The sequence below is a fragment of the Pseudomonas sp. URIL14HWK12:I12 genome, from assembly GCF_003097135.1.
In the GTDB taxonomy this organism is placed as follows: Bacteria; Pseudomonadota; Gammaproteobacteria; order Pseudomonadales; family Pseudomonadaceae; genus Aquipseudomonas.
Window position 1 is genome coordinate 299837 of the sequence record NZ_QEQL01000006.1, and the last position, 19999, is coordinate 319835.

A 19999-nucleotide genomic window follows, 5' to 3' on the forward strand; every position below is an offset into this window, starting at 1 on the left:
TCAACCTATCAGCTCAATTGCCACCTTCGGCGTGATAGCTCACGCCCAATGTCGCCAACAGCGACAGCGGCAGCACTACGGTGTCGAATACCGCGCTGGCGGGCATATCAAGGCGCGGCCAGCTGGGCGCTTCGGCACCGAAGTGATCTTTGGCACAACAGCCACCCTGCGCGGCGTACCAGTCCAGGCGCGTGCCGGCGTACACCAGCGGGCCGCCTGGCTTGCTGGCATCGAGCACGCGCAGGCTGGCGCAGCCGCTGAGCAGCGCCAGGCAGAGGCAGAACAGCACTTGTTTATTCATCGTGCGCCACATGGTGTTCGCCCCAACGCGGGAGCATGTCCTGGGGAATGTCGAGCAAGTTGAGCACCCGCGCCACCACGAAATCCACCAGGTCGTCGATGGTCTGCGGCTGGTGGTAAAAGCCTGGCGAGGCCGGGACGATCACGGCGCCCATCTGCGACAGCTTGAGCATGTTCTCCAAGTGGATGGTGGAATACGGTGCCTCGCGCGGCACCAGAATCAGCTGCCGACGCTCCTTGAGGGCCACGTCGGCGGCCCGCTCGATCAGGTTATTGCAGGCGCCGGCGGCAATGGCCGACAGCGTACCGGTAGAGCAAGGCACCACCACCATTGCCGAGGGCGCGCCGGAACCAGAAGCTACGGGTGCCATCCAGTCTTCCTTGCCGTATACGCGAATCTGGCCGCTGGCGGCGCCGGTGTATTCGGTCAGAAAAGCCTGCATGGCCTGCGGCTTGGCAGGCAGGGCCACGTCGGTTTCGGTGGCCATCACCAACTGCGCCGCCTTGCTGATCAGAAAGTGCACTTCGCGGTCTTCGCTGACCAGGCAATCGAGTAGGCGCAGCCCGTACTGCGCACCTGAAGCGCCGGTCATGGCCAGGGTTACGCGCTCTGGGCCAGTCATTTCAGCGCCTCGGCCAGCTTGCCGTGCAGGCCACCGAAGCCGCCATTGCTCATGATCACCACCTGGGTGCCCGGCGTGGCGGCGGCCTTGACCTGCTCGATGATGGCGTCGAGGCTGCCCGCCACAGTGGATGGGGTCGAGCACTGGGCGGCTGTCGCCGCCAGGTCCCAGCCCAGGTTGGGCGGGGCGTACCAGATCACCTGGTCGGCATCGCGCACGCTCTCGGGCAGCCCGTCTCGGTGGGCGCCCAGCTTCATGGAGTTGGAGCGCGGCTCGATGATCGCGATCACCGGCGCCTCGCCTACCCGCTTGCGCAGGCCGTCGAGCGTCATGGCGATCGCCGTGGGGTGGTGGGCAAAGTCATCATAGATAGCGACGCCGTTGACCTGGGCCACCAGCTCCATACGCCGCTTGACGCTTTTGAATGCACACAGTGCCGCGATGCCCATGGCCGGCACCACACCCACATGCCGGGCTGCCGCCAGGGTGGCCAGGGCATTGGCAACGTTGTGCTGGCCGGTCATGGCCCATTCGACCACCCCTTGTGGCTGGCCATCGAACAGCACTTCGAACCGCGAGCCGTCATCTGCCAGCAGGCGCGATTGCCATTGGCCGCCCTCGCCGGTGGTCTGCACCGGGCTCCAGCAACCCATGCCCAGCACGCGATGCAGCGCCGTTTCGGCCTGAGGGTGGATGATCAGCCCTTCGCCGGGGATGGTGCGAACCAGGTGATGGAACTGCCGCTCGATCGCGGCCAGGTCAGGGAAGATGTCGGCGTGGTCGAATTCCAGGTTGTTCAGGATTGCCGTTCGCGGGCGGTAGTGCACGAACTTGGAGCGCTTGTCGAAAAAGGCGCTGTCGTACTCATCGGCCTCGACCACGAAGAACGGGGTGTCGCCCAGACGAGCCGATACTGCGAAGTTCTGGGGCACGCCGCCGATCAGAAAGCCCGGCGCCATGCCGGCATGTTCGAGTACCCAGGCCAGCATGCTGCTGGTGGTGGTCTTGCCATGGGTACCTGCAACGGCGAGCACCCAGCGGCCTTGCAATACATGGTCGGCCAGCCACTGCGGGCCCGAAACGTAAGGCAGCCCCTGGTTGAGCACATGCTCCACCGCCGCGTTGCCACGCGACAACGCGTTGCCGATCACGACCAGGTCAGGGGCGGGGTTCAGATGGGCGGGGTCATAGCCCTGCATCAGCTCGATGCCCTGCGCTTGCAGCTGCGTGCTCATCGGCGGGTAGACATTGGCGTCGGAGCCGGTCACGCGGTGGCCCAGTGCCTTGGCCAGCACGGCCAGCGAGCCCATGAAGGTGCCGCAGATACCAAGAATGTGAATATGCATGTTCGACCTCGGGAAATCTTGCCGCAGGGTAGCCCAAGCGGCAGAAAATCTCACCCGGTCATCGTGCCAGGCCGTGGCGGTGCAACTTGCGGTACAGGGTATTGCGGCTCACGCCCAGGCTCGCCGCCACGCGCGTCATGTGCCAGCGCTCTTGCTCGAGCACCCGCAGCAGGGCCGCGCGCTCGGCGTCGGCCAACGGTGCCACCGGCTCCTCCAGCGGGCGGTGGCGGCGCAACGGGGCCGGCAGGTCATCGAAGCGCACCGTGCCGCCCTCGCACAAGGCCACCAGCGTGCGCAGCACTGTGCGCAACTGCCGCACATTACCCGGCCAGTCGTGCGCCAGCAGTGCCTGGCGTGCCGCCGCCTCCAGGCGCACGGCTTCGCCGCCTGCTTCGAGCGCCAGCAGATGATCGATCAACGTGCCCTTGTCGGCGCGCAAGCGCAGTGGTGGCACACTGACCTCCAGGCCGTTGAGGCGATAGTAGAGGTCTTCGCGGAAGCTGCCGGCCTGAACCCGCTCGCGCAGGTCGTGGTGGGTGGCGCTGAGGATGCGCACATCCAGCGCCTGTGGCTCGCCGCCGATAGGCACCACCTGGCGGTCTTCGAGCACGCGCAGCAATCGCGTCTGCAAAGCCAGCGGCATGTCGCCGATTTCGTCGAGCAGCAGCGTGCCACCGTCGGCTTCAAGCAACTTGCCGCGCATGCCTTCCTTGCGCGCGCCGGTGAAGCTGCCGGCGGTGTAGCCGAACAGTTCGCTTTCGATCAGGCTCTCGGGCAACGCGGCGCAGTTCAGGGCCACGAAGGGGCGGCTGGCGCGGCTGCTGGCCTGGTGAACGGCGCGGGCGAAAGCCTCTTTGCCCGAGCCGGTTTCCCCCTGGATCAACAAGGGCACGTCGCGCTCATAGACCTTCACGGCACGCTGGTGCTCACGCGCCACGACCGGGTCTTCCAGGCACCAACGCGAGCGCTTGGCCACCTTGTTGGTGGGCACAGGGCCGGGTGCACGCGCCACCCGCGGTGCGATGCCGCGCACGCTGGCGAACAAGGTTCGCCCGTCGTGGCAGCGCAACGGCCAGCGCAGGGCCCCGCTGTCATTGGCGCGGCCGAACAGCTCGCTCGGCCGGCAGTCGAACAGCGCCTCCAACGGCTGCTGCTCCACTGCGCTACGGGGCTGGCGCAGCAGGTTCAGGCCACTCTGGTTGATCGCCAGCACTCGCCCTTCATTGTCGAACGCCAGCAGGCCCTCGCTGAACAGCCCGGCCGGGTCAGCCTGCAAATGAAAACGCAGCAGCCACTGGTGCTCGAAGTGCCGCAGGAAATACGCGCTCTCGATCATCTTGGCCGAGAGGTTGACCAGCGTCATGGTGTGGAACTGGCTCTGGCGCGAGTCCTGGGCCTGTGCCGAAGAAACGTCCAGCACTGCCATAAGCTCACCATACGGGTCGAAGACCGGGCTGGCCGAGCAGGTCAGGCCAGTGTGGCGGCCCCGGAAGTGTTCTTGTTGATGAATGGTGATGGCCTGGCGCTCCACCAGGCAGGTGCCAATGCCGTTGGTACCCTCGCGGGCCTCGCTCCAGTCGGCGCCCAGCCACAGGCCTGCCCGCTCGAACACCTGGCGCTCGCTCGGCGCGGTGATGCAGTTGAGGATCACGCCACGCGCGTCGGTCAGCAGCACTGCATGGCCGGCGCCGGCCAGTTGCTGATGCAGGTGGTTCATCTCGCCGTCGGCGATCATCAGCACCTGGCGCAGGCGCTCGCGCCCTGCCAGCACCTGGCTGTGCTCGACCACAGTTGGCGCCAACGCCTGGGCCGGGTCGAGGTTGTAATCGCGCAGGCAACGCTGCCAGGAACGGGCGATGGAGGGATCGCTGAGCAGCCCGGCGGGTTCGCCTGCGGCGACGGTCATCACATGGTGCGCATGGCGGCGCAGTTGCTCGCTGTGCATGGTGTTCGGCTCCCTTGGCGGGTTGGCCCAGCATGGGGCAGGCGCTGGTGCAAGGCAATCCCGCTACGACCATGGGAGCAGGATAATGCGCCGAAAGTCGTACGAAGTGTCACGCATGACTGTTCCATAAATGACACACATTGGAGGGCGCTCTCCCCTACCCACGCCGATTCAGGCCTGTGCCCGGGCACTGGCCCAACCTTTGCTCTACGCTTGATAGCGCCACAGAGCGCGTGTTCTCACCTAAAACAAGAGCCAGGAGACACCTACCATGCGTTACGCACATCCCGGGACCGAGGGCGCCAAGGTTTCCTACAAGAGCCAGTATGGAAACTACATCAATGGCGAGTTCGTCCCGCCGGTCGATGGCCAATACTTCTCCACCACTTCGCCCATCAACGGCAAAGTGATCGCCGAATTTCCTCGCTCCACTGCCAAAGACATCGACAAAGCGATAGACGCTGCCCACGCCGCCGCCGAAGCCTGGGGCGCAACCTCCGTGCAAGCCCGTTCGCTGGTGCTGCTCAAGATTGCCGACCGCATCGAGCAGAACCTCGAAACCCTGGCCATCACTGAAACCTGGGACAACGGCAAAGCCATCCGCGAAACCCTCAACGCCGACATCCCACTGGCCGCCGACCACTTCCGCTACTTCGCCGGCTGCCTGCGTGCGCAGGAAGGCAGCGCTTCGGAAATCGACGGCAACACCGTGGCCTATCACATTCACGAGCCGCTGGGCGTGGTCGGGCAGATCATCCCGTGGAACTTCCCGATCCTGATGGCCGCCTGGAAGCTGGCCCCTGCCCTGGCAGCCGGCAACTGCGTGGTGCTCAAGCCTGCCGAGCAAACCCCGTTGGGCATCACCGTTCTGGTCGAGCTGATCGGCGACCTGCTCCCACCCGGGGTGCTGAACGTGGTGCAAGGCTTCGGCAAAGAGGCCGGCGAAGCCCTGGCCACCAGCAAACGCATCGCCAAGATCGCCTTTACCGGCTCCACCCCGGTGGGCTCGCACATTCTCAAGTGCGCCGCCGAGAACATCATCCCCAGCACGGTCGAGTTGGGCGGCAAATCGCCAAACATCTTCTTCGAAGACATCATGCAGGCCGAGCAAAGCTTCATCGAAAAAGCGGCCGAGGGCGTGGTGCTGGCGTTCTTCAACCAAGGCGAGGTGTGCACCTGCCCATCACGGGTACTGGTACAGGAGTCGATCTACCCGGCCTTCATGAAAGAAGTGATGAAAAAAGTCGAGCAGATCAAGCGAGGCGACCCACTGGACACCGACACCATGGTCGGCGCCCAGGCCTCCCAGCAGCAGTTCGACAAGATCCTCTCCTACCTTGAAATCGCCAAGCAAGAAGGCGCCGAGTTGTTGTCGGGCGGCCAGGTGCAGAAGCTCGAAGGCGACCTGGCCTCGGGTTACTACATCCAGCCCACGCTGCTCAAGGGCAACAACAAGATGCGCGTGTTCCAGGAAGAAATCTTCGGCCCGGTGGTGAGCGTGACTACCTTCAAGGACGAAGCCGAAGCCTTGGCTATCGCCAACGACACCGAGTTCGGCCTGGGCGCTGGCGTGTGGACCCGCGACATCAACCGTGCCTACCGCATGGGCCGGGGCATCAAGGCCGGCCGCGTATGGACCAACTGCTATCACCTGTACCCGGCCCACGCCGCGTTCGGGGGCTACAAGAAGTCCGGCATCGGCCGTGAAACCCACAAGATGATGCTCGACCACTATCAGCAGACCAAAAACCTGCTGGTGAGCTACGACATCAACCCGCTCGGGTTCTTCTGACCCCCTGCACGCTGCCGGCCAATACGGCGGGCAGCGTGCAGCTTCATCCTCTCGCCTGCCGTATACTGCGCCCTTTTCGCTTGCCTACCGCAGGCGACCGAACAGGTGTGCACATGGACTTCAACCCGCTTGACCTCATCCTGCATCTCGACGTCTACCTCGACATGCTGGTCAATCACTACGGCGCATGGATCTACGCCATCCTGTTCGCTGTTATCTTTTGCGAAACCGGCCTGGTGGTCACCCCGTTCCTGCCGGGTGACTCCTTGCTGTTCATCGGGGGGGCGGTGGCGGCTGGCGGCGCGATGGACCCGGTGCTGCTCGCGGCCCTGCTGATGGCCGCAGCCGTGCTCGGTGACAGTACCAACTACGTGATCGGGCGCACGCTGGGCGAGCGGCTGTTTCGTAATCCGAACTCAAAAATCTTCCGCCGCGACTATCTGGAGCAAACCCAAGCGTTCTATGCCCGCCATGGTGGCAAGACGGTAACGCTGGCGCGCTTCCTGCCGATCCTGCGGACCTTCGCCCCCTTCGTGGCAGGCATCGGCAAGATGGCCTATCCCCGCTTTCTGGCCTTCAGCGTGCTGGGCACCGTCGCCTGGGTCGGTGGGCTGGTCGCGCTGGGGTACTTTTTCGGCAACGTGCCATTCATCAAGCAGCACCTGACCGTGCTGATCCTGGCGATCATCCTGCTTTCGCTGGTGCCGATGCTGATTGGCCTGGTTCGTGCCCGCCTCAATCGCCCGGTAAAAAGCCACTGATGGGCTGGCTACGCGCCTGGCGCCGGCGCAGGGCCCTGGCGCGGCAGCCTATCCCCGAGGCGCTGTGGGCCGAGGTGTGCGGCCGGCTGCCGGTGCTCGACGGCCTGACCGACGAAGAAAACGCCCTATTGCGTGAGCGCGCCACCCTTTTTCTGCAGGACAAAACCCTGACCGCGCTGCCAGGCCTTGAGCTGGATGACGGCGGGCGCGCCCACCTGGCCGCCCTGGCGCAACTGCCGTTGCTGCACTTGGAAGAGCTGAACTGGTACCAGGGCTTTCACGAGATCGTGCTCTACCCCGGCGACTTCCTCAGCCCCCAGCGCCACCGGGACGCCGGTGGCATCGAGCACGAGTGGGACGCTGAGCACAGCGGCGAGGCGTGGCAACAGGGCCCGGTGATCATGGCCTGGCCCGGCGTACAGGCCAGCGGCGAATGGGAGGGCTACAACCTTGTGGTTCACGAGCTGGCGCACAAGCTCGACATGCTCAACGGTGACGCCAATGGCCTGCCCCCGCTGCATGGCAACATGCGTGTAAGCGCCTGGGCGCAGGCCATGCAAGCCGCCTACGACGATCTCAACCATCAGCTGGACGAAGACCCGGACCGCGAAACCGCCATCGACCCTTATGCAGCAGAGAACCCGGCCGAGTTCTTCGCCGTGTGCTGCGAATACTTCTTCAACGCCCCCGACTTGCTGGCCGAGGCTTACCCGGCGGTGTACGAGCAATTGAAGCTGTTTTTCCGGCAGGATCCGCTGGCGCGCTTCGAACGCCTGCACCCTGCCAACGCGCAGCGGGTGCCATAGCACTATGGTCGTGCGGCACGGTCCGATGCGTGGCATGGCCGGGCGTATATGCCTATAATCGCCGCCACTTTCGCCGGCAACGGCCAAATCGATCCGACTGATTAACGGGGGCAACACCCAATGAGCTACAGCAAGATCCCTGCGGGCAAGGACCTGCCGAACGACATCTACGTCGCCATCGAAATTCCGGCCAACCACGCGCCCATCAAGTACGAAATCGACAAGGACAGCGACGCGCTGTTCGTCGACCGCTTCATGGCTACCCCGATGTTCTACCCGGCCAACTACGGCTACATCCCCAACACCCTGGCCGACGACGGCGACCCGCTGGACGTGCTGGTAGTCACCCCGTACCCGGTCGCCCCGGGTGCCGTCATTCGCGCCCGCCCGGTTGGCGTGCTGCACATGGACGACGAGAGCGGTGGCGATGCCAAGGTACTGGCCGTTCCGCACGACAAGCTGAGCCAGCTGTACGTCGACGTGAAGGAATACACCGACCTGCCCGCGCTGCTGCTGGAGCAGATCAAGCACTTCTTCGAGAACTACAAAGACCTCGAAAAAGGCAAGTGGGTGAAGGTCAAGGGCTGGGAAGGCGCCGAGTCGGCCCGTGCCGAGATCACCAAGGCCGTGGCTGCCTACAAGGGCTGAACCGTACCAAACCGCTGGCCAGGGCGCGCGCAGCTGAGTATCATCGCCGCCCACAGCGTGGCCCGGTATCGGGCCATCGGCAGGTGGCCTACCGTAGCGCACCTGCTATCCTCTTTTTCGGCCCTTGCGGCTGAACTGTTTAACGGCGAGTGCGGGGTGTCACAAACAACCCAAGCCCGTCCGCGAGAAGCCGGCCACAAGCCGGCTTTTTAATGCCTGCGATTTCATGCCGAAACCGGCCTTGCGGCTTCCCGCGCACCCTCACCCCATCAAACTCACCTGCGCCCCCACGATGCGCCACTGGCCTTCGAGTTTGACCCAGGTCTGCTGCTGCCGCCCGATCCGTTCACTGCCATCGCGGCTGAACTCGGTGCTGCACAGAGCGAAGGCGTCGCCGTAGGTAGTGATCACGGTATTGCGCAAGGTGCGCTGCAACCCCGCCGCTGGCCGCGCGTTGCGAAACGCTCGGATGGCGGTGATGCCGTAGAGGTTTTCAGTGGCGCCCAAGCGCACGGTGCGTTCGTCGTGCCAGAACAGCTCGTCGAGCACGGCAATGTCGTTGCTGACCAAGGCCTGTTCATAACGCTCGAAGGCTGCGGTTACCTCGGCAAGCACTTGGGGCTGGTCAATCTGCTCAGGCGACATGGGTCACCTGCATCTGCTCGAGGGCATGGGCGGCACGCAGGCAGGCTTCTTCGCGAAACGGTGCTGCGATCAATTGCACGCCGATCGGCAGGCCATTCTGGCTGCGCAGCGGCACGCTCACCACCGGCAGCCCGAGGAACGAAATAGGCTGCGCGAGCATGCCCATACTGGCGCGAGTGGGCAGGTCGGTGTGGTTGATGCGCATCGTTGGCTGGCCGATCAGCGTGGCGGTGGTGGGTGTGGAGGGTGCCAGGAGCACATCGAATGTGTCGAACAGCGGCAGCACCTGCTGCTGGAAGTGCCGGCGCAGGCGCTGCGCCTGCACATACCAGGCTGCCGGGATCATAGCGCCGGCCAACAGCCGCTCCCGCGACAGCGGCTCGAACAGCTCAGGCGTTGCCCGCAAGGCGGGCAGGTATTGGTTGCCACCTTCGCTGGCGCTGATGATGAACGCGGCAGTACGTGCCAGTTCAGCCTCCGGCATCAGCACTTGCTCGTGGGCCTGCAACGCCTTGGCCACGCGGCCCACGGCTTCGCGGGCGTTATCGTCGCACCATTGCTGGAAGTACCCCCCGAGCACGCCAACGCGCAACCCCTCGGTGCCGCGGGCAAGCATCGGGGTGGCGGCCTCTACTGAACGCTCGGCCTGAAAGGCATCCTCTGGGTCTGCCCCTTGCAGCACGTCGTAGACACATGCCAGGTCGGCCACCCGCCGTGCCAGCGGGCCGATGTGGTCAAGGCTGCCCACGAACGGATGCGTACCGGCGCGCGACAGGCGGCCAAAGGTAGGCTTGAGGCCAAACACGCCGCACAGTGAAGCCGGCACGCGGATCGAGCCGTTGGTGTCGCTGCCCAGGCTGAAATTGACCAGCTTGGCCGCAACCGCCGCCGCCGAGCCTCCTGACGAGCCCCCTGCGATGCGCTGGGTATCGTGCGGGTTATGGGTCGCGCCGTAGTGGGTATTCTCGGTGGTGAAGCCGTAGGCGTAGGCGTCCATGTTCAGCAGGCCGCTGAGCAGGCCACCGTGGGCACCGAGCTGCCGTACCGCCCAGGCGTCACGCGCGGCCGGCGGGCGCGTCTCGAACAGTCGAGCGCCCGCCAAGGTCGTGTGGCCGGCCACATCGAAGAGGTTCTTCACCGCGTAAGGAACGCCGGCCAGTGGCGGCAAAGGCAGTTTCTTCTCGACGGCCCTGTCGAGGGCCTCGGCTTCCTGAAGCATGCGTTGCTGGGTCAATGCGGTCCACGCATTGAGCTGGGTATTCTGCTCGGCAATGGCCGATAGGCTGTGCGCTGCGATCTCCGCAGCGCGGACCTCGCCGTTTGCCAGGGCACTGCGGATCTCTTTGATCGAACCGGTGGCGATATTCATGCCTTGTACACCCCTGCCACGTCCGTGCGCTCATCCAGGGGGTAGGCCATCAACGGCTCAGCCATGGCGGCGATGCGGGTGAACTGCAGCTGCAGCTCCTGGCGGCGGGCATCGTCCAATTCCAGCGCCAGTACCTGTTCCATCTGTGCGAGGTAGGCGGCCCAATCAGGCACGGGGGTCTGTGACATGCTTTTCCTCCATCGGGCCTATGGGCCGGGGTCGTGTTGCATTATCATCGCGCCAATGAAACGAAAGTTACAAGGCTCTCCATGACTCCACTCGACCAACGTCTGCGCGAGCACTACGCCCAGCTGGCCCCTCAGGAACAGCGTATCGCTGATTTCGTGCTGGACCATTACAACGACCTGGCCAGCTACAACAGCGCAGAGCTCGCGCGGCTGACCGGCGTATCGAAAGCCACCGTCAGCCGGTTGTTCAAGCGCCTGGGCTACGACAAGTTCAAGGACCTGCGCGAAGAGCTGCGTACCCTTCGCCAAACCGGCATGCCGGTGGCCGACAACCGTGACGTGGTGCAGGGCAATACGCTGCTTGCGCGCCATTATCAACAGGAGCTGGCGAACCTGGCGCAGTGGGTAAACGCCTTGGACGCCGAGCAGTTCGGCCAGGTGGTGCAGGCCCTGGGCAACAGCGCACGGGTGTTCGTGCTGGGCATGCGCAATGCCCACCCAGCAGCCTTGCACTTGCGCCAGCAGCTGCTGCAGATCCGTAGCCAGGTTCACCTGTTGCCCCAGCCTGGGCAAACCTTGGCCGAAGAACTGGTGGACCTCAGCCCGGCCGACATGGTGGTGGTGCTGGCCTACCGCCGTAGGCCAAGGATTATCCGCACCGTGCTGCACGCCTTGCGGGAACGGCAGGTACCCACGGTGGTGATGTGCGAGCCCCAGGCTCAGTCGATCATCGAGCTCGGCACCTGGCAGCTGTGCGCGCCACTGGACAGCGTGTCGGCTTTCGATAGCTACGCCAGTGCCAACAGCCTGATCAACCTGCTGGCCAATGCGGTGCTGCATGAGCAATTGAGCCAAGGCCGCCAACGTATCCACCAGATCGCCGAGCTGTACGATGCCCTGGAAGAACTGGAACAGCGCTGACGCACCACTTGAGCGCACGCCCCCATAAAAGGCGCCATTTTGGCGCCTTCGTTTCACTTGCACTGTGGTCGTTTAAACCGCGTGCAAAGTGGCGACTCTTGCCGCAAGCCCGCAGAAGACGGGCGATGGAAATGAAATGAAACCCCCACCCGCTGGATGGCACATTGGTTGCAAAATCACGATCAACGAACCTTTCGTTTCATTACCAGCTCAAGCAGGGTGCGAACATGAAAAAGGCATTGACCGCGGTACTGGCAGGCGCGCTGTTGTTGACCCAAGCCGCCAGCGCATTGGCCGACCAGCTGCAGGACATCGAGAAACGCGGCGTGCTGCGTGTGGCAGTGCCGCAGGATTTCCCGCCGTTCGGCTCGGTGGGCACCGACCTGCAGCCACAGGGTTATGACATCGACATGGCAGCCTACCTCGCCAAGCAGATGAAACTGAAGTTGCAGCTGGTCCCGGTAACCAGTGCCAACCGGGTGCCCTACTTGCAGACCGACAAGGTCGACCTGGTGATCTCCAGCCTGGGCAAAAACCCAGAGCGGGAGCAAGTGATCGACTTCAGCCGCGCCTACGCACCGTTCTTTCTCGGGGTGTTCGGGGGCAAAGACGCACCGCTGGAAAACGCCAGCGAGCTGGCCGGCAAGTCGGTAGGCGTGACCCGTGGCGCCGTCGAAGACATGGTGCTTACCCAAGTGGCCCCGGCAGGCACCGAGGTCAAGCGCTACGAAGACAACAACACCACCCTGTCGGCCTACCTCTCTGGGCAGGTGCAGTTCCTTGCCACTGGCAATCAGGTGGTGGCGGCCATTGCGCGGCAGAACAGCGAGCGGGCCCCGGTAGCCAAGTTCACATTAAAGAATTCACCTTGCTTCATCGGCCTGCGCAAGAATGAGCCGACCCTCAAGGCCAAGATCAACGCCCTGGTCGACCAGGCGCAACAGGACGGCATCCTCAACAGCCTGTCCGAGCAGTGGCTCAAGGCACCGCTGCCAGCCGACCTGGGCGCCTGAGGCCGCATAGCCATGGCTCAGCTCAATTTCATGGCCTTGTGGCCGTACTGGCCTGCACTGCTGGCGGGCCTGTGGGTGACGATCAAACTCAGCCTGGCGGCCACGGTGGGCGGCGTCGCGCTGGGCATCGCTGGCGCTGCACTGCGCAGTGGCCGGCCGGGGGTGGCCAGCCGGCTTTGGGGGGCCTACGTCGAGCTGATCCGCAACACGCCGTTCGTGGTGCAGCTGTTCTTCATCGTGTTCGGCCTGCCCAGCCTGGGCCTGAAGCTCACGGCGGGCGAAGCGGCGTTGCTGGCGATGTTGATCAACCTGGGCGCCTACAGCACCGAGATCATCCGCGCCGGCATCCAGGCCACGCCGCGTGGGCAGTGGGAAGCTGCACGCGTGCTCGGCCTGAGCCGTGGCCAGGCGTTCACACGGGTCATCCTGCCACCTTCGCTCAAGCGCATTTACCCGGCGCTGGTGAGCCAGTGCATCATCGTGATGCTCGGGTCTTCGGTGGTGTCGCAGGTGTCCTACGAAGAGCTGACCTTCTCGGCCAACCTGATTCAGTCGCGCACCTTCCTGAGCTTCGAGGTGTACCTGGTGACCACACTGATGTACCTGGCCCTGTCGATCGCCATGCGCCAACTGCTGCTGGCGGCCGGGCGCAAATGGTTTGGAGAGCAGCCATGAGCGGTGCATTCACCGATTGGGACATCCTTCGCAACCTGCTGCTGGCCGCTCGCTGGACGGTACTGCTGTCGCTCACGGCGTTCATCGGCGGCACGCTGGTAGCCTCGGCACTTGTGGTCGCACGGCTGTCGCGCCACCGCTGGGCGCACCGGCTGATCCGCGCCTATACCGAGTTGTTCCAGGGCACGCCGCTGCTGATGCAGTTGTTCCTGACGTTCTTCGGCGTGGCGCTGCTGGGCGTGGACGTATCGCCCTGGACGGCGGCAGCGCTGGGCTTGACCCTCTACACCAGTGCCTTTCTGGTGGACATCTGGCACGGCAGCATCCGCGCCCTGCCCCGCGGCCAATGGGAAGCCTGCCGCTGCCTGGGCTTGGGTTTCGGCCAGGCGCTGTGCCGGGTGATCGTGCCGCAGGCCCTGCGCATCGGCCTGGCGCCCACGGTGGGATTTGCCGTGCAGGTGATCAAGGGCACGGCGCTGGCCTCGATCATCGGCTTCGTCGAGCTGACCAAGGCCGGCACCATCCTCAACAACGTCACTTTCGCGCCGTTCAAGGTTTTCGGGCTGGTAGCGCTGGGCTACTTCCTGATGTGCTATCCGCTGTCGCGCTACAGCCAGTATCTGGAGAAGAAATTCAATGCCGCTCATCACCATTGATCAGGTGCAGAAGTACTACGGCGACAACCATGTGCTCAAAGGCGTGGACCTCGACATCGAAGTGGGCGAGGTGGTGTCGATCATCGGCCGCAGCGGCTCAGGCAAAAGCACCTTGCTGCGCTGCATCAACGGCCTGGAAAGCTACCAGCAAGGCAGCATCAAGCTGGCCGGCATGACCGTCACCGACCGCGAATCCCAGGCGCGCAACATCAGCCGCCAGGTGGGCATGGTGTTCCAGAGTTTCAACCTGTTCCCGCACATGACTGCGCGGGAGAACGTGATGCTGGCGCCGCGCCGGGTATTGAAGAAAAGCGACGCCGAGTGCCGTGAGCTGGCAGCGCGCATGCTGGAGAAAGTGGGCCTGGGCGACCGCCTGGACTACTACCCTGCCAACCTTTCCGGCGGCCAGCAGCAGCGGGTGGCGATCGCCCGCGCGCTGGCCATGTCGCCCAAAGTGCTGCTGTGCGACGAGATCACTTCCGCGCTCGACCCCGAGTTGGTCGGCGAGGTGCTCAAGGTGCTGGAACAGCTTGCCCGCGAAGGCATGACGCTGATCCTGGTGACCCACGAGATGAACTTCGCCCGTGAAGTGGGCGACCGCGTGGTGTTCATGCACCAGGGCCGGGTGTGGGAACAAGGCCCGAGCCGCGAGCTGTTCGCCAACCCGCACACCGCTGAACTCAAACAATTCATTTCGTCCGTGCGCGGGCTGAACTGACCCCTGCCTTTGAACGAGAGTTGCCTGCCGATGAACACCTCTGCCTTTGCCCCGGTCAACCCACCCGCGCGCCTGTTGATGGGGCCCGGCCCGATCAACGCCGACCCGCGTGTGCTGCGCGCGATGGCCAACCAACTGGTGGGCCAATACGACCCGGCCATGACCGGCTACATGAACGAAGTGATGGCGTTGTACCGCGGTGTGTTTCGCACCCAGAACCCCGCCACGCTCTTGATCAACGGCACCTCGCGCGCCGGTATCGAAGCGGTGCTGGTGTCGGCGATCCGGCCGGGCGATCGAGTGCTGGTACCGGTGTTCGGGCGCTTTGGCCACCTGCTGTGTGAAATCGCCCGGCGCTGCCGTGCCGAGGTGCACAGCATCGAAGTGCCGTGGGGCGAGGTGTTCGACCCTCAGCAGATCGAGGACGCGGTCAAGCAGGTCAAGCCTCGCTTGCTACTGACCGTGCATGGCGATACCTCCACTACCCTGCTGCAACCCTTGGCGGAGCTAGGCGACATCTGCCAGCGCCACGGGGTGCTGTTCTACACCGACGCCACCGCATCACTGGGCGGCAACCGGCTGGAAGCCGACGCCTGGGGCCTGGACGCGGTTTCGGCCGGCCTGCAGAAGTGCTTGGGCGGCCCGCCCGGCACCGCACCGGTGACCCTCAGCCCGCGCCTGGAGGCGTTGATCCGACAGCGCAAGTGCGTGGAGGCGGGCATTCGCAGTGCCGATGAGCAGGATGGCGATGACCAGCTGATCTACTCCAACTACTTCGACCTGGGGATGATCCTCGATTACTGGAGCCCGCAGCGGCTGAACCACCATACCGAGGCGACTTCAGCGCTGTTCGGTGCCCACGAGTGCGCGCGCATCCTGCTCGAAGAAGGCCTGGAGGCAGGCATCGCCCGCCACAAGCTGCACGGCGACGCGATGCGCAAGGGCCTGGAAGGCATGGGCCTGAAGGTGTTCGGCAACCCGGCTTACAAAATGAACAACGTGGTCGCGGTGTACATCCCCGACGGCGTGCACGGCGAGCAGGTGCGCCAGCTGATGCTTCAGGATTTCGGCATCGAGATCGGCACTTCCTTCGGCCCTTTGGCCGGCAAAGTGTGGCGCCTCGGGACCATGGGCTACAACGCCCGCAAGGATTGCGTGATGCAGACCCTCTGTGCGCTCGAGGCGGTGCTGACCCACCTGGGCTGGCGCACGCGCCAGGGCGCCGCCCTGCAAGCCGCCTGGGACCACTACCTCGAGCCACGGCCATGAACAGCGAGCAGGCGCGCAGCGCCGCCGCGCGCATCATGGCCCGCTGCGATGAGCTGGCGGCGATCAGCGAAAGCCCCTCCCAGCTCACCCGCGTCTATCTTTCACCCGAGCATCTGCGCGCCAACCAGTGCGTCGGCCGATGGATGCAGGCCGCAGGCATGCGCGTATGGCAGGACGGCGTCGGCAACATCTGCGGCCGCTACGAAGGCCAGCAGGCCGGCGCTCCGGCGGTGCTGCTCGGCTCGCACCTGGACACGGTCCGTAATGCAGGCCGCTATGACGGCATGCTCGGGGTGGTCAGCGCCATCGAGGCGGTGAATCACCTCAACACACAGGGCATTCGCCTGCCGCTGGCCATCGAGGTGGTGGGTTTTGCCGACGAGGAAGGCACCCGCTTCGGCATCACCTTGCTCGGCAGCCGGGGCCTGGCCGGCACCTGGCCTGCGCAATGGGCCGATGCCCAGGACGCCGACGGCATCACCGTCGCCCAGGCGCTGGCCACGGCAGGGCTGGACATCGCTCACATCGCCAGCGCCGCGCGGCATCGCGAGCAGATCGCGGCCTATCTGGAGCTGCACATCGAACAAGGCCCTTGCCTGGAGCGTGAAGACCTCGCGCTGGGCGTGGTGACTGCCATCAACGGCGCGCGCCGGCTCAACTGCACCTTCACCGGCCATGCCGGGCATGCCGGCACCGTACCGATGCAGCACCGCCACGACGCGCTGGCGGCGGCTGCACACTGGATGGCCTGGGCCGAGCAACACACGCTTCAGGCGCCGGGGCAGCAGGTGGCAACGTTCGGCACCTTGCAGTGCTACCCAGGCGCGGTAAACGTCATTCCCGGCGAGGTGAAACTCTCGCTGGACATCCGCGGCCCCGAAGACCAAGCACTGGAACGCTTGCTTGCCGAGTTGCTGGCACACGCCGAGCAATTGGCGCAGGCGCGGGGCTTGAGCTTTATCGCCGAGGAGTTTTACCGCATCGAAGCCACCGGTTGCGACCCTCGCCTGCAGCGCAGTGCCGAGGCGGTGCTGGCGCGGGTGCAGGGCCGCAGCTTTTCGCTAGCCAGCGGGGCGGGCCACGATGCCATCGCCCTGGCGCGCCACTGGCCGTCGGCAATGCTGTTCGTGCGGTGTGCCGGTGGCGTCAGCCATCACCCCGCCGAAGCGGTGAACGTCGAAGACGTAGGCCTGGCCGTACAGGCCTACACCCACTGGATCACTGACGTGGCAAACGCCGCAGGAGTTTGATCGATGCAGCCCGCCCACGGCATCGCCGTAGCCCCCCACGCCCTAGCGTCCACCACCGCGTTGGCTGTGCTGCGCGATGGCGGCAATGCCATCGAAGCGATGGTAGCGGCGGCGGCCACCATCGCGGTGGCCTATCCGCACATGAATGGTATCGGTGGCGATAGCTTCTGGCTGATCAGCGCCAACACCGCCACGGGCCGGCAGGTCATGGGTGTAGAAGGCTGCGGCAGCGCGCCAGCGAGGCTGCCGGAGGGCTATTTCGACGGCATGCAGAATGTCCCGTATCGAGGCCCAAAGGCAGCGCTCACCCTCGCTGGCACCGTCAGCGCCTGGGAACGCAGCCTTGAAGTGTCACGCACCTTGCTTGGCGGCCGGCTGCCACTTTCAAGGCTTCTGGAAGACGCCATCGCCCACGCCCGCGACGGCGTGCCGGTGACCGCCAGCCAGCATCGCAGCACGCAGGGCAAGCTACCAGAGCTGGCGCAGGTGGCCGGCTTCGCCCAAACCTTCCTGGCCGGCGGTGCAGCGCCTGAGGTGGGTGCTCGGTTCCGCCAACCTCGCCTGGCCAGTACCCTGGAGCAACTGGGCCGCGCCGGGCTCGCCGACTTTTACCAAGGCGAGCTCGCGCGCAGCATGGCGGCTGACCTCTCGGGCGTGGGCAGTGCCCTGACGCTGGAGGACTTCCTGCAGCACCGCGCACAAACCTGCACCCCACTGATGCTGCAACACAGCCAAGGCCAGGTGTATAACCTGCCGCCACCGACCCAAGGGCTGGTGTCGTTGCTCATCCTCGGCCTGATGGACCGCCAGCCCGGCGCAAACGCCCACCACCTGAGCGCTGGCTACGTGCACAGTGCAGTAGAGGCGGCCAAGCAGGCGTTCGCGATACGCGACCGCCACATCACCGACCCGCGGCACATGAGCGTGGAAGCCGTGCACTTCCTGGAGGCGGCGGAGCTGGACGCGCTGGCCGCCCGCATCGACCCGAACCGGGCTGCCCCGTGGGGCTCGGGCAAGGGCCCGGCCGACACGGTGTGGCTTGGCGTGATCGACAACCAGGGCAACGCGGTGTCGATGATCCAGAGTATCTACCACGAGTTCGGCTCCGGCATCGTGCTGGCGCAAAGCGGGGTGAACTGGCAAAACCGCGGCGCCTCGTTTTCGCTCGCCCCCGGGCATATCAATGTGCTCGCACCGGGCAAGCGGCCGTTCCATACACTCAACCCGGCCCTGGCGCACCTGGCCGACGGCCGCCTGATGGCCTACGGCAGCATGGGCGGTGATGGCCAGCCGCAGAACCAGTCGGCGGTATTCACCCGCGTCGTCAGCCATGGGCTGAGCGCCCAGGAGGCGGTGAGCGCCCCCCGCTGGCTACTCGGGCGCACCTGGGGGCAAGCCTGCGATTCACTCAAGCTCGAGGGCCGCTTCCCTGATGACACCCTGGCCGAACTTCGGGCGTTGGGGCATGAAGTGGAACAGCTGGCCGATTACGACGAAACCTGCGGGCATGCCGGCTGCCTGATCCGCTACCCCGACGGTTCGCTGGAGGGAGGCAGCGACCCTCGTAGCGATGGCGCCGTGGCAGTGGCTTGAACAGGCGCTTGCCTCAACCCGGTAGTGAAGCCGTATCGGGCAGGCTCTGAAGTACCTGCGCCAGGGCATGCTCAAGCGGCATGCCGCTGGCCAGCGCTTCGCTCAACCGCTCGATGGAGGCCAGGGCCTGGTCCGCGCCCAGTGCGCGGATCATCAGCCGCCGCGCCATGGCCCCGTTAGCCGGTTCGGTTGCCGAACCGGCCCAGGCTTCGCTGCGATGTGAGAACGCGGCCCAGGCCAGGGAGCCTGCACTGTTCTCGCTGAGGCCGAAAAGATCTTCGAAGACCATGCCCAATGTGCCGGCCGGCTGCTGCTCGGGGCGGCGCCAACAGCGGACTTCCAATGCCTCTCGGCGGGCGCGCTCCAGGGCGCGGCGCAGCTTGCCCGGGATCGTGGCGGCCGCTTTGGCGCGGTTGTAAAAGGTGTGCCGGGACAGGCTCGCGGCGTCGCGGACCACCCGCCAGATCAATGACCACAACTGCGCCACGCAGTAATGCTCAAGCCCTGCACGCAAGATGCTGCACACCTCGGCGCGCTCCTCGTCGAACACCTCGTGAGCGTAGAGCGCCGCCTGCATCTCGAAATAGGCCATGCAGTCGGCCACCGAGTAATCCAGCCACAGGTCATAGAGCCGCGGTGCGTCGTCGAACAGCCTGCCCTGCTGGGGCCGGACCATGCTCACAAGGCCCTCCCCGTCCAAGGCCGGCGCAAGGGAGTACACCTTCGCCGAGGGCCGAGCCATCAAGCTGCCATGCTCCAGAAAATAGGTGCCGTCGCTTGCCTTCATCGGCTCTTCGCGCAGCACTCCGGCTTGGCGCAGCCGCTCAAGAAACTGCGGGGCGTGCGCTGCAACTAGCCCGTGGCATTCGGTGGCGCGAAACTCACCGGCGCCCAGGCGCGGCGCCAGCGCGGCGTCCAGCGCCATTAACAGCAGCGCGCTGTCGTCAGCGAGCGCGCCGTAGCTGGTTACCTGCGCAGGCTGGGCCTGCATGTAGGCCTGGAGCTTCTCGGCCAGCGCCCGCTCCTCCCGGGCGCGGGCCTCCAACATGGCATGCGCCAGCTTGGCCGCGCAGGCATCGCAAGGCCGGTGTGCACGCACCAGCGAGGGCTGCACGGCCGAGCGGCTGGTAATTGCGATGGCAGCCTGGCAACGGGGGCAGCGCTGGTTTTCGTCCAGTACCCGGCAATGCTCGCGCAAAAACTGCGTGAGCTGGGCGGCTTGGCGCAGGTCGCGAAACGGTAGCAAGTCACGCACACGCTCAAGGAAGCGGCCGTCTTGGTCCGCCGCCCAGTAACGACTGGCGAGCGAGGCGATTTCAGGGTCGTCAGTGAGCATGTGAAGGGTGATGTTCATAGGCCGCCCGGCTCCGGTGGTTGTCAGCAAATGTGAAGGGAGGCGAACCTTAGCGGGCTGAACAAGACCGTTCCATCGGGCGTTTCCGACAGTTCTGTAGGAAAAATTACCAAGCTTGAGATAACTG

General features: G+C 65.1%; 20 protein-coding genes. 12 read left to right on the forward strand and 8 right to left on the reverse strand.

The features are described 5' to 3' along the window. Window positions 1–13: 13 nt before the first annotated feature. Genes F474_RS18785 through F474_RS18800 form a run of 4 tightly spaced genes read right to left on the reverse strand, consistent with a single transcriptional unit; the run spans window position 14 to window position 4214 of the window. Complete coding sequence (locus tag F474_RS18785; RefSeq protein WP_097087080.1) at window positions 14–301, reverse strand: YceK/YidQ family lipoprotein; 288 nt, start codon at window positions 299–301, stop codon at window positions 14–16. Next, entirely contained in the window at window positions 294–923 is a 630-nt protein-coding gene (gene ubiX / locus F474_RS18790; RefSeq protein WP_097087078.1) for a flavin prenyltransferase UbiX, read from the reverse strand. The genes F474_RS18785 and ubiX overlap by 8 nt, the downstream gene beginning before the upstream one ends. Beyond that, complete coding sequence (mpl, locus tag F474_RS18795; protein ID WP_097087075.1) at window positions 920–2269, reverse strand: UDP-N-acetylmuramate:L-alanyl-gamma-D-glutamyl-meso-diaminopimelate ligase; 1350 nt, start codon at window positions 2267–2269, stop codon at window positions 920–922. Before mpl ends, ubiX begins: the two co-directional genes overlap by 4 nt. 58 nt (window positions 2270–2327) lie before the next feature. Further along, complete coding sequence (locus tag F474_RS18800) at window positions 2328–4214, reverse strand: sigma-54-dependent Fis family transcriptional regulator (protein ID WP_097087073.1); 1887 nt, start codon at window positions 4212–4214, stop codon at window positions 2328–2330. A gap of 271 nt (window positions 4215–4485) precedes the next feature. Here F474_RS18800 and F474_RS18805 point away from each other — a divergent pair, with 271 nt between their 5' ends. From F474_RS18805 to ppa, 4 genes are all read left to right on the forward strand, one after another. Continuing rightward, window positions 4486–6006, forward strand: a complete 1521-nt coding sequence (locus tag F474_RS18805; protein WP_097087070.1) for an aldehyde dehydrogenase family protein — start codon at window positions 4486–4488, stop codon at window positions 6004–6006. A 113-nt stretch (window positions 6007–6119) separates the two neighbouring features. Next, entirely contained in the window at window positions 6120–6767 is a 648-nt protein-coding gene (locus tag F474_RS18810; RefSeq protein WP_097087068.1) for a DedA family protein, read from the forward strand. Beyond that, window positions 6767–7573 (forward strand): zinc-dependent peptidase, encoded by an 807-nt coding sequence (locus F474_RS18815; RefSeq protein ID WP_097087066.1) that lies wholly within the window; start codon window positions 6767–6769, stop codon window positions 7571–7573. Before F474_RS18810 ends, F474_RS18815 begins: the two co-directional genes overlap by 1 nt. 120 nt (window positions 7574–7693) lie before the next feature. Continuing rightward, a complete protein-coding gene (gene ppa, locus F474_RS18820; protein WP_097087063.1) occupies window positions 7694–8221 on the forward strand; it encodes an inorganic diphosphatase in 528 nt (175 codons plus the stop codon). Window positions 8222–8482: 261 nt separating this feature from the next. Here ppa and hpxZ read toward each other — a convergent pair whose 3' ends face one another. Genes hpxZ through hpxX form a run of 3 tightly spaced genes read right to left on the reverse strand, consistent with a single transcriptional unit; the run spans window position 8483 to window position 10423 of the window. Continuing rightward, entirely contained in the window at window positions 8483–8866 is a 384-nt protein-coding gene (gene hpxZ / locus F474_RS18825; RefSeq protein ID WP_097087061.1) for an oxalurate catabolism protein HpxZ, read from the reverse strand. Beyond that, window positions 8856–10235, reverse strand: a complete 1380-nt coding sequence (locus F474_RS18830; protein WP_097087059.1) for an AtzE family amidohydrolase — start codon at window positions 10233–10235, stop codon at window positions 8856–8858. The genes hpxZ and F474_RS18830 overlap by 11 nt, the downstream gene beginning before the upstream one ends. Continuing rightward, window positions 10232–10423, reverse strand: a complete 192-nt coding sequence (gene hpxX / locus F474_RS18835; protein ID WP_097087057.1) for an oxalurate catabolism protein HpxX — start codon at window positions 10421–10423, stop codon at window positions 10232–10234. Before hpxX ends, F474_RS18830 begins: the two co-directional genes overlap by 4 nt. Before the next feature lie 81 nt (window positions 10424–10504). Here hpxX and F474_RS18840 point away from each other — a divergent pair, with 81 nt between their 5' ends. The 8 genes from F474_RS18840 to F474_RS18875 all read left to right on the forward strand — a co-directional run bounded on the left by F474_RS18840 (window position 10505) and on the right by F474_RS18875 (window position 18518). Then, a complete protein-coding gene (locus tag F474_RS18840; protein ID WP_097087055.1) occupies window positions 10505–11344 on the forward strand; it encodes a MurR/RpiR family transcriptional regulator in 840 nt (279 codons plus the stop codon). 227 nt (window positions 11345–11571) lie between these two features. Then, window positions 11572–12357, forward strand: coding sequence for a transporter substrate-binding domain-containing protein (locus tag F474_RS18845; RefSeq protein ID WP_097087053.1), 786 nt, complete (start codon window positions 11572–11574; stop codon window positions 12355–12357). A 12-nt stretch (window positions 12358–12369) separates the two neighbouring features. Next, a complete protein-coding gene (locus tag F474_RS18850) occupies window positions 12370–13032 on the forward strand; it encodes an amino acid ABC transporter permease (RefSeq protein ID WP_097087051.1) in 663 nt (220 codons plus the stop codon). Next, complete coding sequence (locus F474_RS18855; protein WP_097087048.1) at window positions 13029–13688, forward strand: amino acid ABC transporter permease; 660 nt, start codon at window positions 13029–13031, stop codon at window positions 13686–13688. Before F474_RS18850 ends, F474_RS18855 begins: the two co-directional genes overlap by 4 nt. After that, a complete protein-coding gene (locus F474_RS18860) occupies window positions 13669–14406 on the forward strand; it encodes an amino acid ABC transporter ATP-binding protein (protein WP_097087046.1) in 738 nt (245 codons plus the stop codon). Before F474_RS18855 ends, F474_RS18860 begins: the two co-directional genes overlap by 20 nt. 30 nt (window positions 14407–14436) lie before the next feature. Beyond that, window positions 14437–15675: an alanine--glyoxylate aminotransferase family protein gene (locus F474_RS18865; protein ID WP_097087043.1), complete on the forward strand. Its 1239-nt coding sequence runs from the start codon at window positions 14437–14439 to the stop codon at window positions 15673–15675. After that, a complete protein-coding gene (gene hpxK / locus F474_RS18870; protein ID WP_097087040.1) occupies window positions 15672–16925 on the forward strand; it encodes an allantoate amidohydrolase in 1254 nt (417 codons plus the stop codon). Before F474_RS18865 ends, hpxK begins: the two co-directional genes overlap by 4 nt. A 3-nt stretch (window positions 16926–16928) precedes the next feature. Next, window positions 16929–18518: a gamma-glutamyltransferase family protein gene (locus F474_RS18875; protein ID WP_097087038.1), complete on the forward strand. Its 1590-nt coding sequence runs from the start codon at window positions 16929–16931 to the stop codon at window positions 18516–18518. A 13-nt stretch (window positions 18519–18531) separates the two neighbouring features. On the opposite strand, the gene F474_RS18880 is transcribed toward F474_RS18875, so the two are convergent. Then, the gene (locus tag F474_RS18880; protein ID WP_097087036.1) at window positions 18532–19872 is read right to left on the reverse strand and encodes a hypothetical protein; all 1341 of its coding nucleotides are present in this window, start codon (window positions 19870–19872) and stop codon (window positions 18532–18534) included. Window positions 19873–19999 lie beyond the last annotated feature (127 nt).

What these genes read in the sequence shown, in the direction of transcription:
- hpxK (WP_097087040.1), top strand. Translation starts at nt 15,672, where the DNA reads ATGAACAGCGAGCAGGCGCGCAGCGCCGCCGCGCGCATCATGGCCCGC.
- F474_RS18850 (WP_097087051.1), top strand. Translation starts at nt 12,370, where the DNA reads ATGGCTCAGCTCAATTTCATGGCCTTGTGGCCGTACTGGCCTGCACTG.
- mpl (WP_097087075.1), bottom strand. Translation starts at nt 2,269, where the DNA reads ATGCATATTCACATTCTTGGTATCTGCGGCACCTTCATGGGCTCGCTG.
- F474_RS18845 (WP_097087053.1), top strand. Translation starts at nt 11,572, where the DNA reads ATGAAAAAGGCATTGACCGCGGTACTGGCAGGCGCGCTGTTGTTGACC.
- F474_RS18860 (WP_097087046.1), top strand. Translation starts at nt 13,669, where the DNA reads ATGCCGCTCATCACCATTGATCAGGTGCAGAAGTACTACGGCGACAAC.
- ubiX (WP_097087078.1), bottom strand. Translation starts at nt 923, where the DNA reads ATGACTGGCCCAGAGCGCGTAACCCTGGCCATGACCGGCGCTTCAGGT.
- ppa (WP_097087063.1), top strand. Translation starts at nt 7,694, where the DNA reads ATGAGCTACAGCAAGATCCCTGCGGGCAAGGACCTGCCGAACGACATC.
- F474_RS18865 (WP_097087043.1), top strand. Translation starts at nt 14,437, where the DNA reads ATGAACACCTCTGCCTTTGCCCCGGTCAACCCACCCGCGCGCCTGTTG.
- F474_RS18785 (WP_097087080.1), bottom strand. Translation starts at nt 301, where the DNA reads ATGAATAAACAAGTGCTGTTCTGCCTCTGCCTGGCGCTGCTCAGCGGC.
- hpxX (WP_097087057.1), bottom strand. Translation starts at nt 10,423, where the DNA reads ATGTCACAGACCCCCGTGCCTGATTGGGCCGCCTACCTCGCACAGATG.
- F474_RS18875 (WP_097087038.1), top strand. Translation starts at nt 16,929, where the DNA reads ATGCAGCCCGCCCACGGCATCGCCGTAGCCCCCCACGCCCTAGCGTCC.
- F474_RS18800 (WP_097087073.1), bottom strand. Translation starts at nt 4,214, where the DNA reads ATGCACAGCGAGCAACTGCGCCGCCATGCGCACCATGTGATGACCGTC.
- F474_RS18830 (WP_097087059.1), bottom strand. Translation starts at nt 10,235, where the DNA reads ATGAATATCGCCACCGGTTCGATCAAAGAGATCCGCAGTGCCCTGGCA.
- hpxZ (WP_097087061.1), bottom strand. Translation starts at nt 8,866, where the DNA reads ATGTCGCCTGAGCAGATTGACCAGCCCCAAGTGCTTGCCGAGGTAACC.
- F474_RS18880 (WP_097087036.1), bottom strand. Translation starts at nt 19,872, where the DNA reads ATGAACATCACCCTTCACATGCTCACTGACGACCCTGAAATCGCCTCG.
- F474_RS18840 (WP_097087055.1), top strand. Translation starts at nt 10,505, where the DNA reads ATGACTCCACTCGACCAACGTCTGCGCGAGCACTACGCCCAGCTGGCC.
- F474_RS18855 (WP_097087048.1), top strand. Translation starts at nt 13,029, where the DNA reads ATGAGCGGTGCATTCACCGATTGGGACATCCTTCGCAACCTGCTGCTG.
- F474_RS18810 (WP_097087068.1), top strand. Translation starts at nt 6,120, where the DNA reads ATGGACTTCAACCCGCTTGACCTCATCCTGCATCTCGACGTCTACCTC.
- F474_RS18805 (WP_097087070.1), top strand. Translation starts at nt 4,486, where the DNA reads ATGCGTTACGCACATCCCGGGACCGAGGGCGCCAAGGTTTCCTACAAG.
- F474_RS18815 (WP_097087066.1), top strand. Translation starts at nt 6,767, where the DNA reads ATGGGCTGGCTACGCGCCTGGCGCCGGCGCAGGGCCCTGGCGCGGCAG.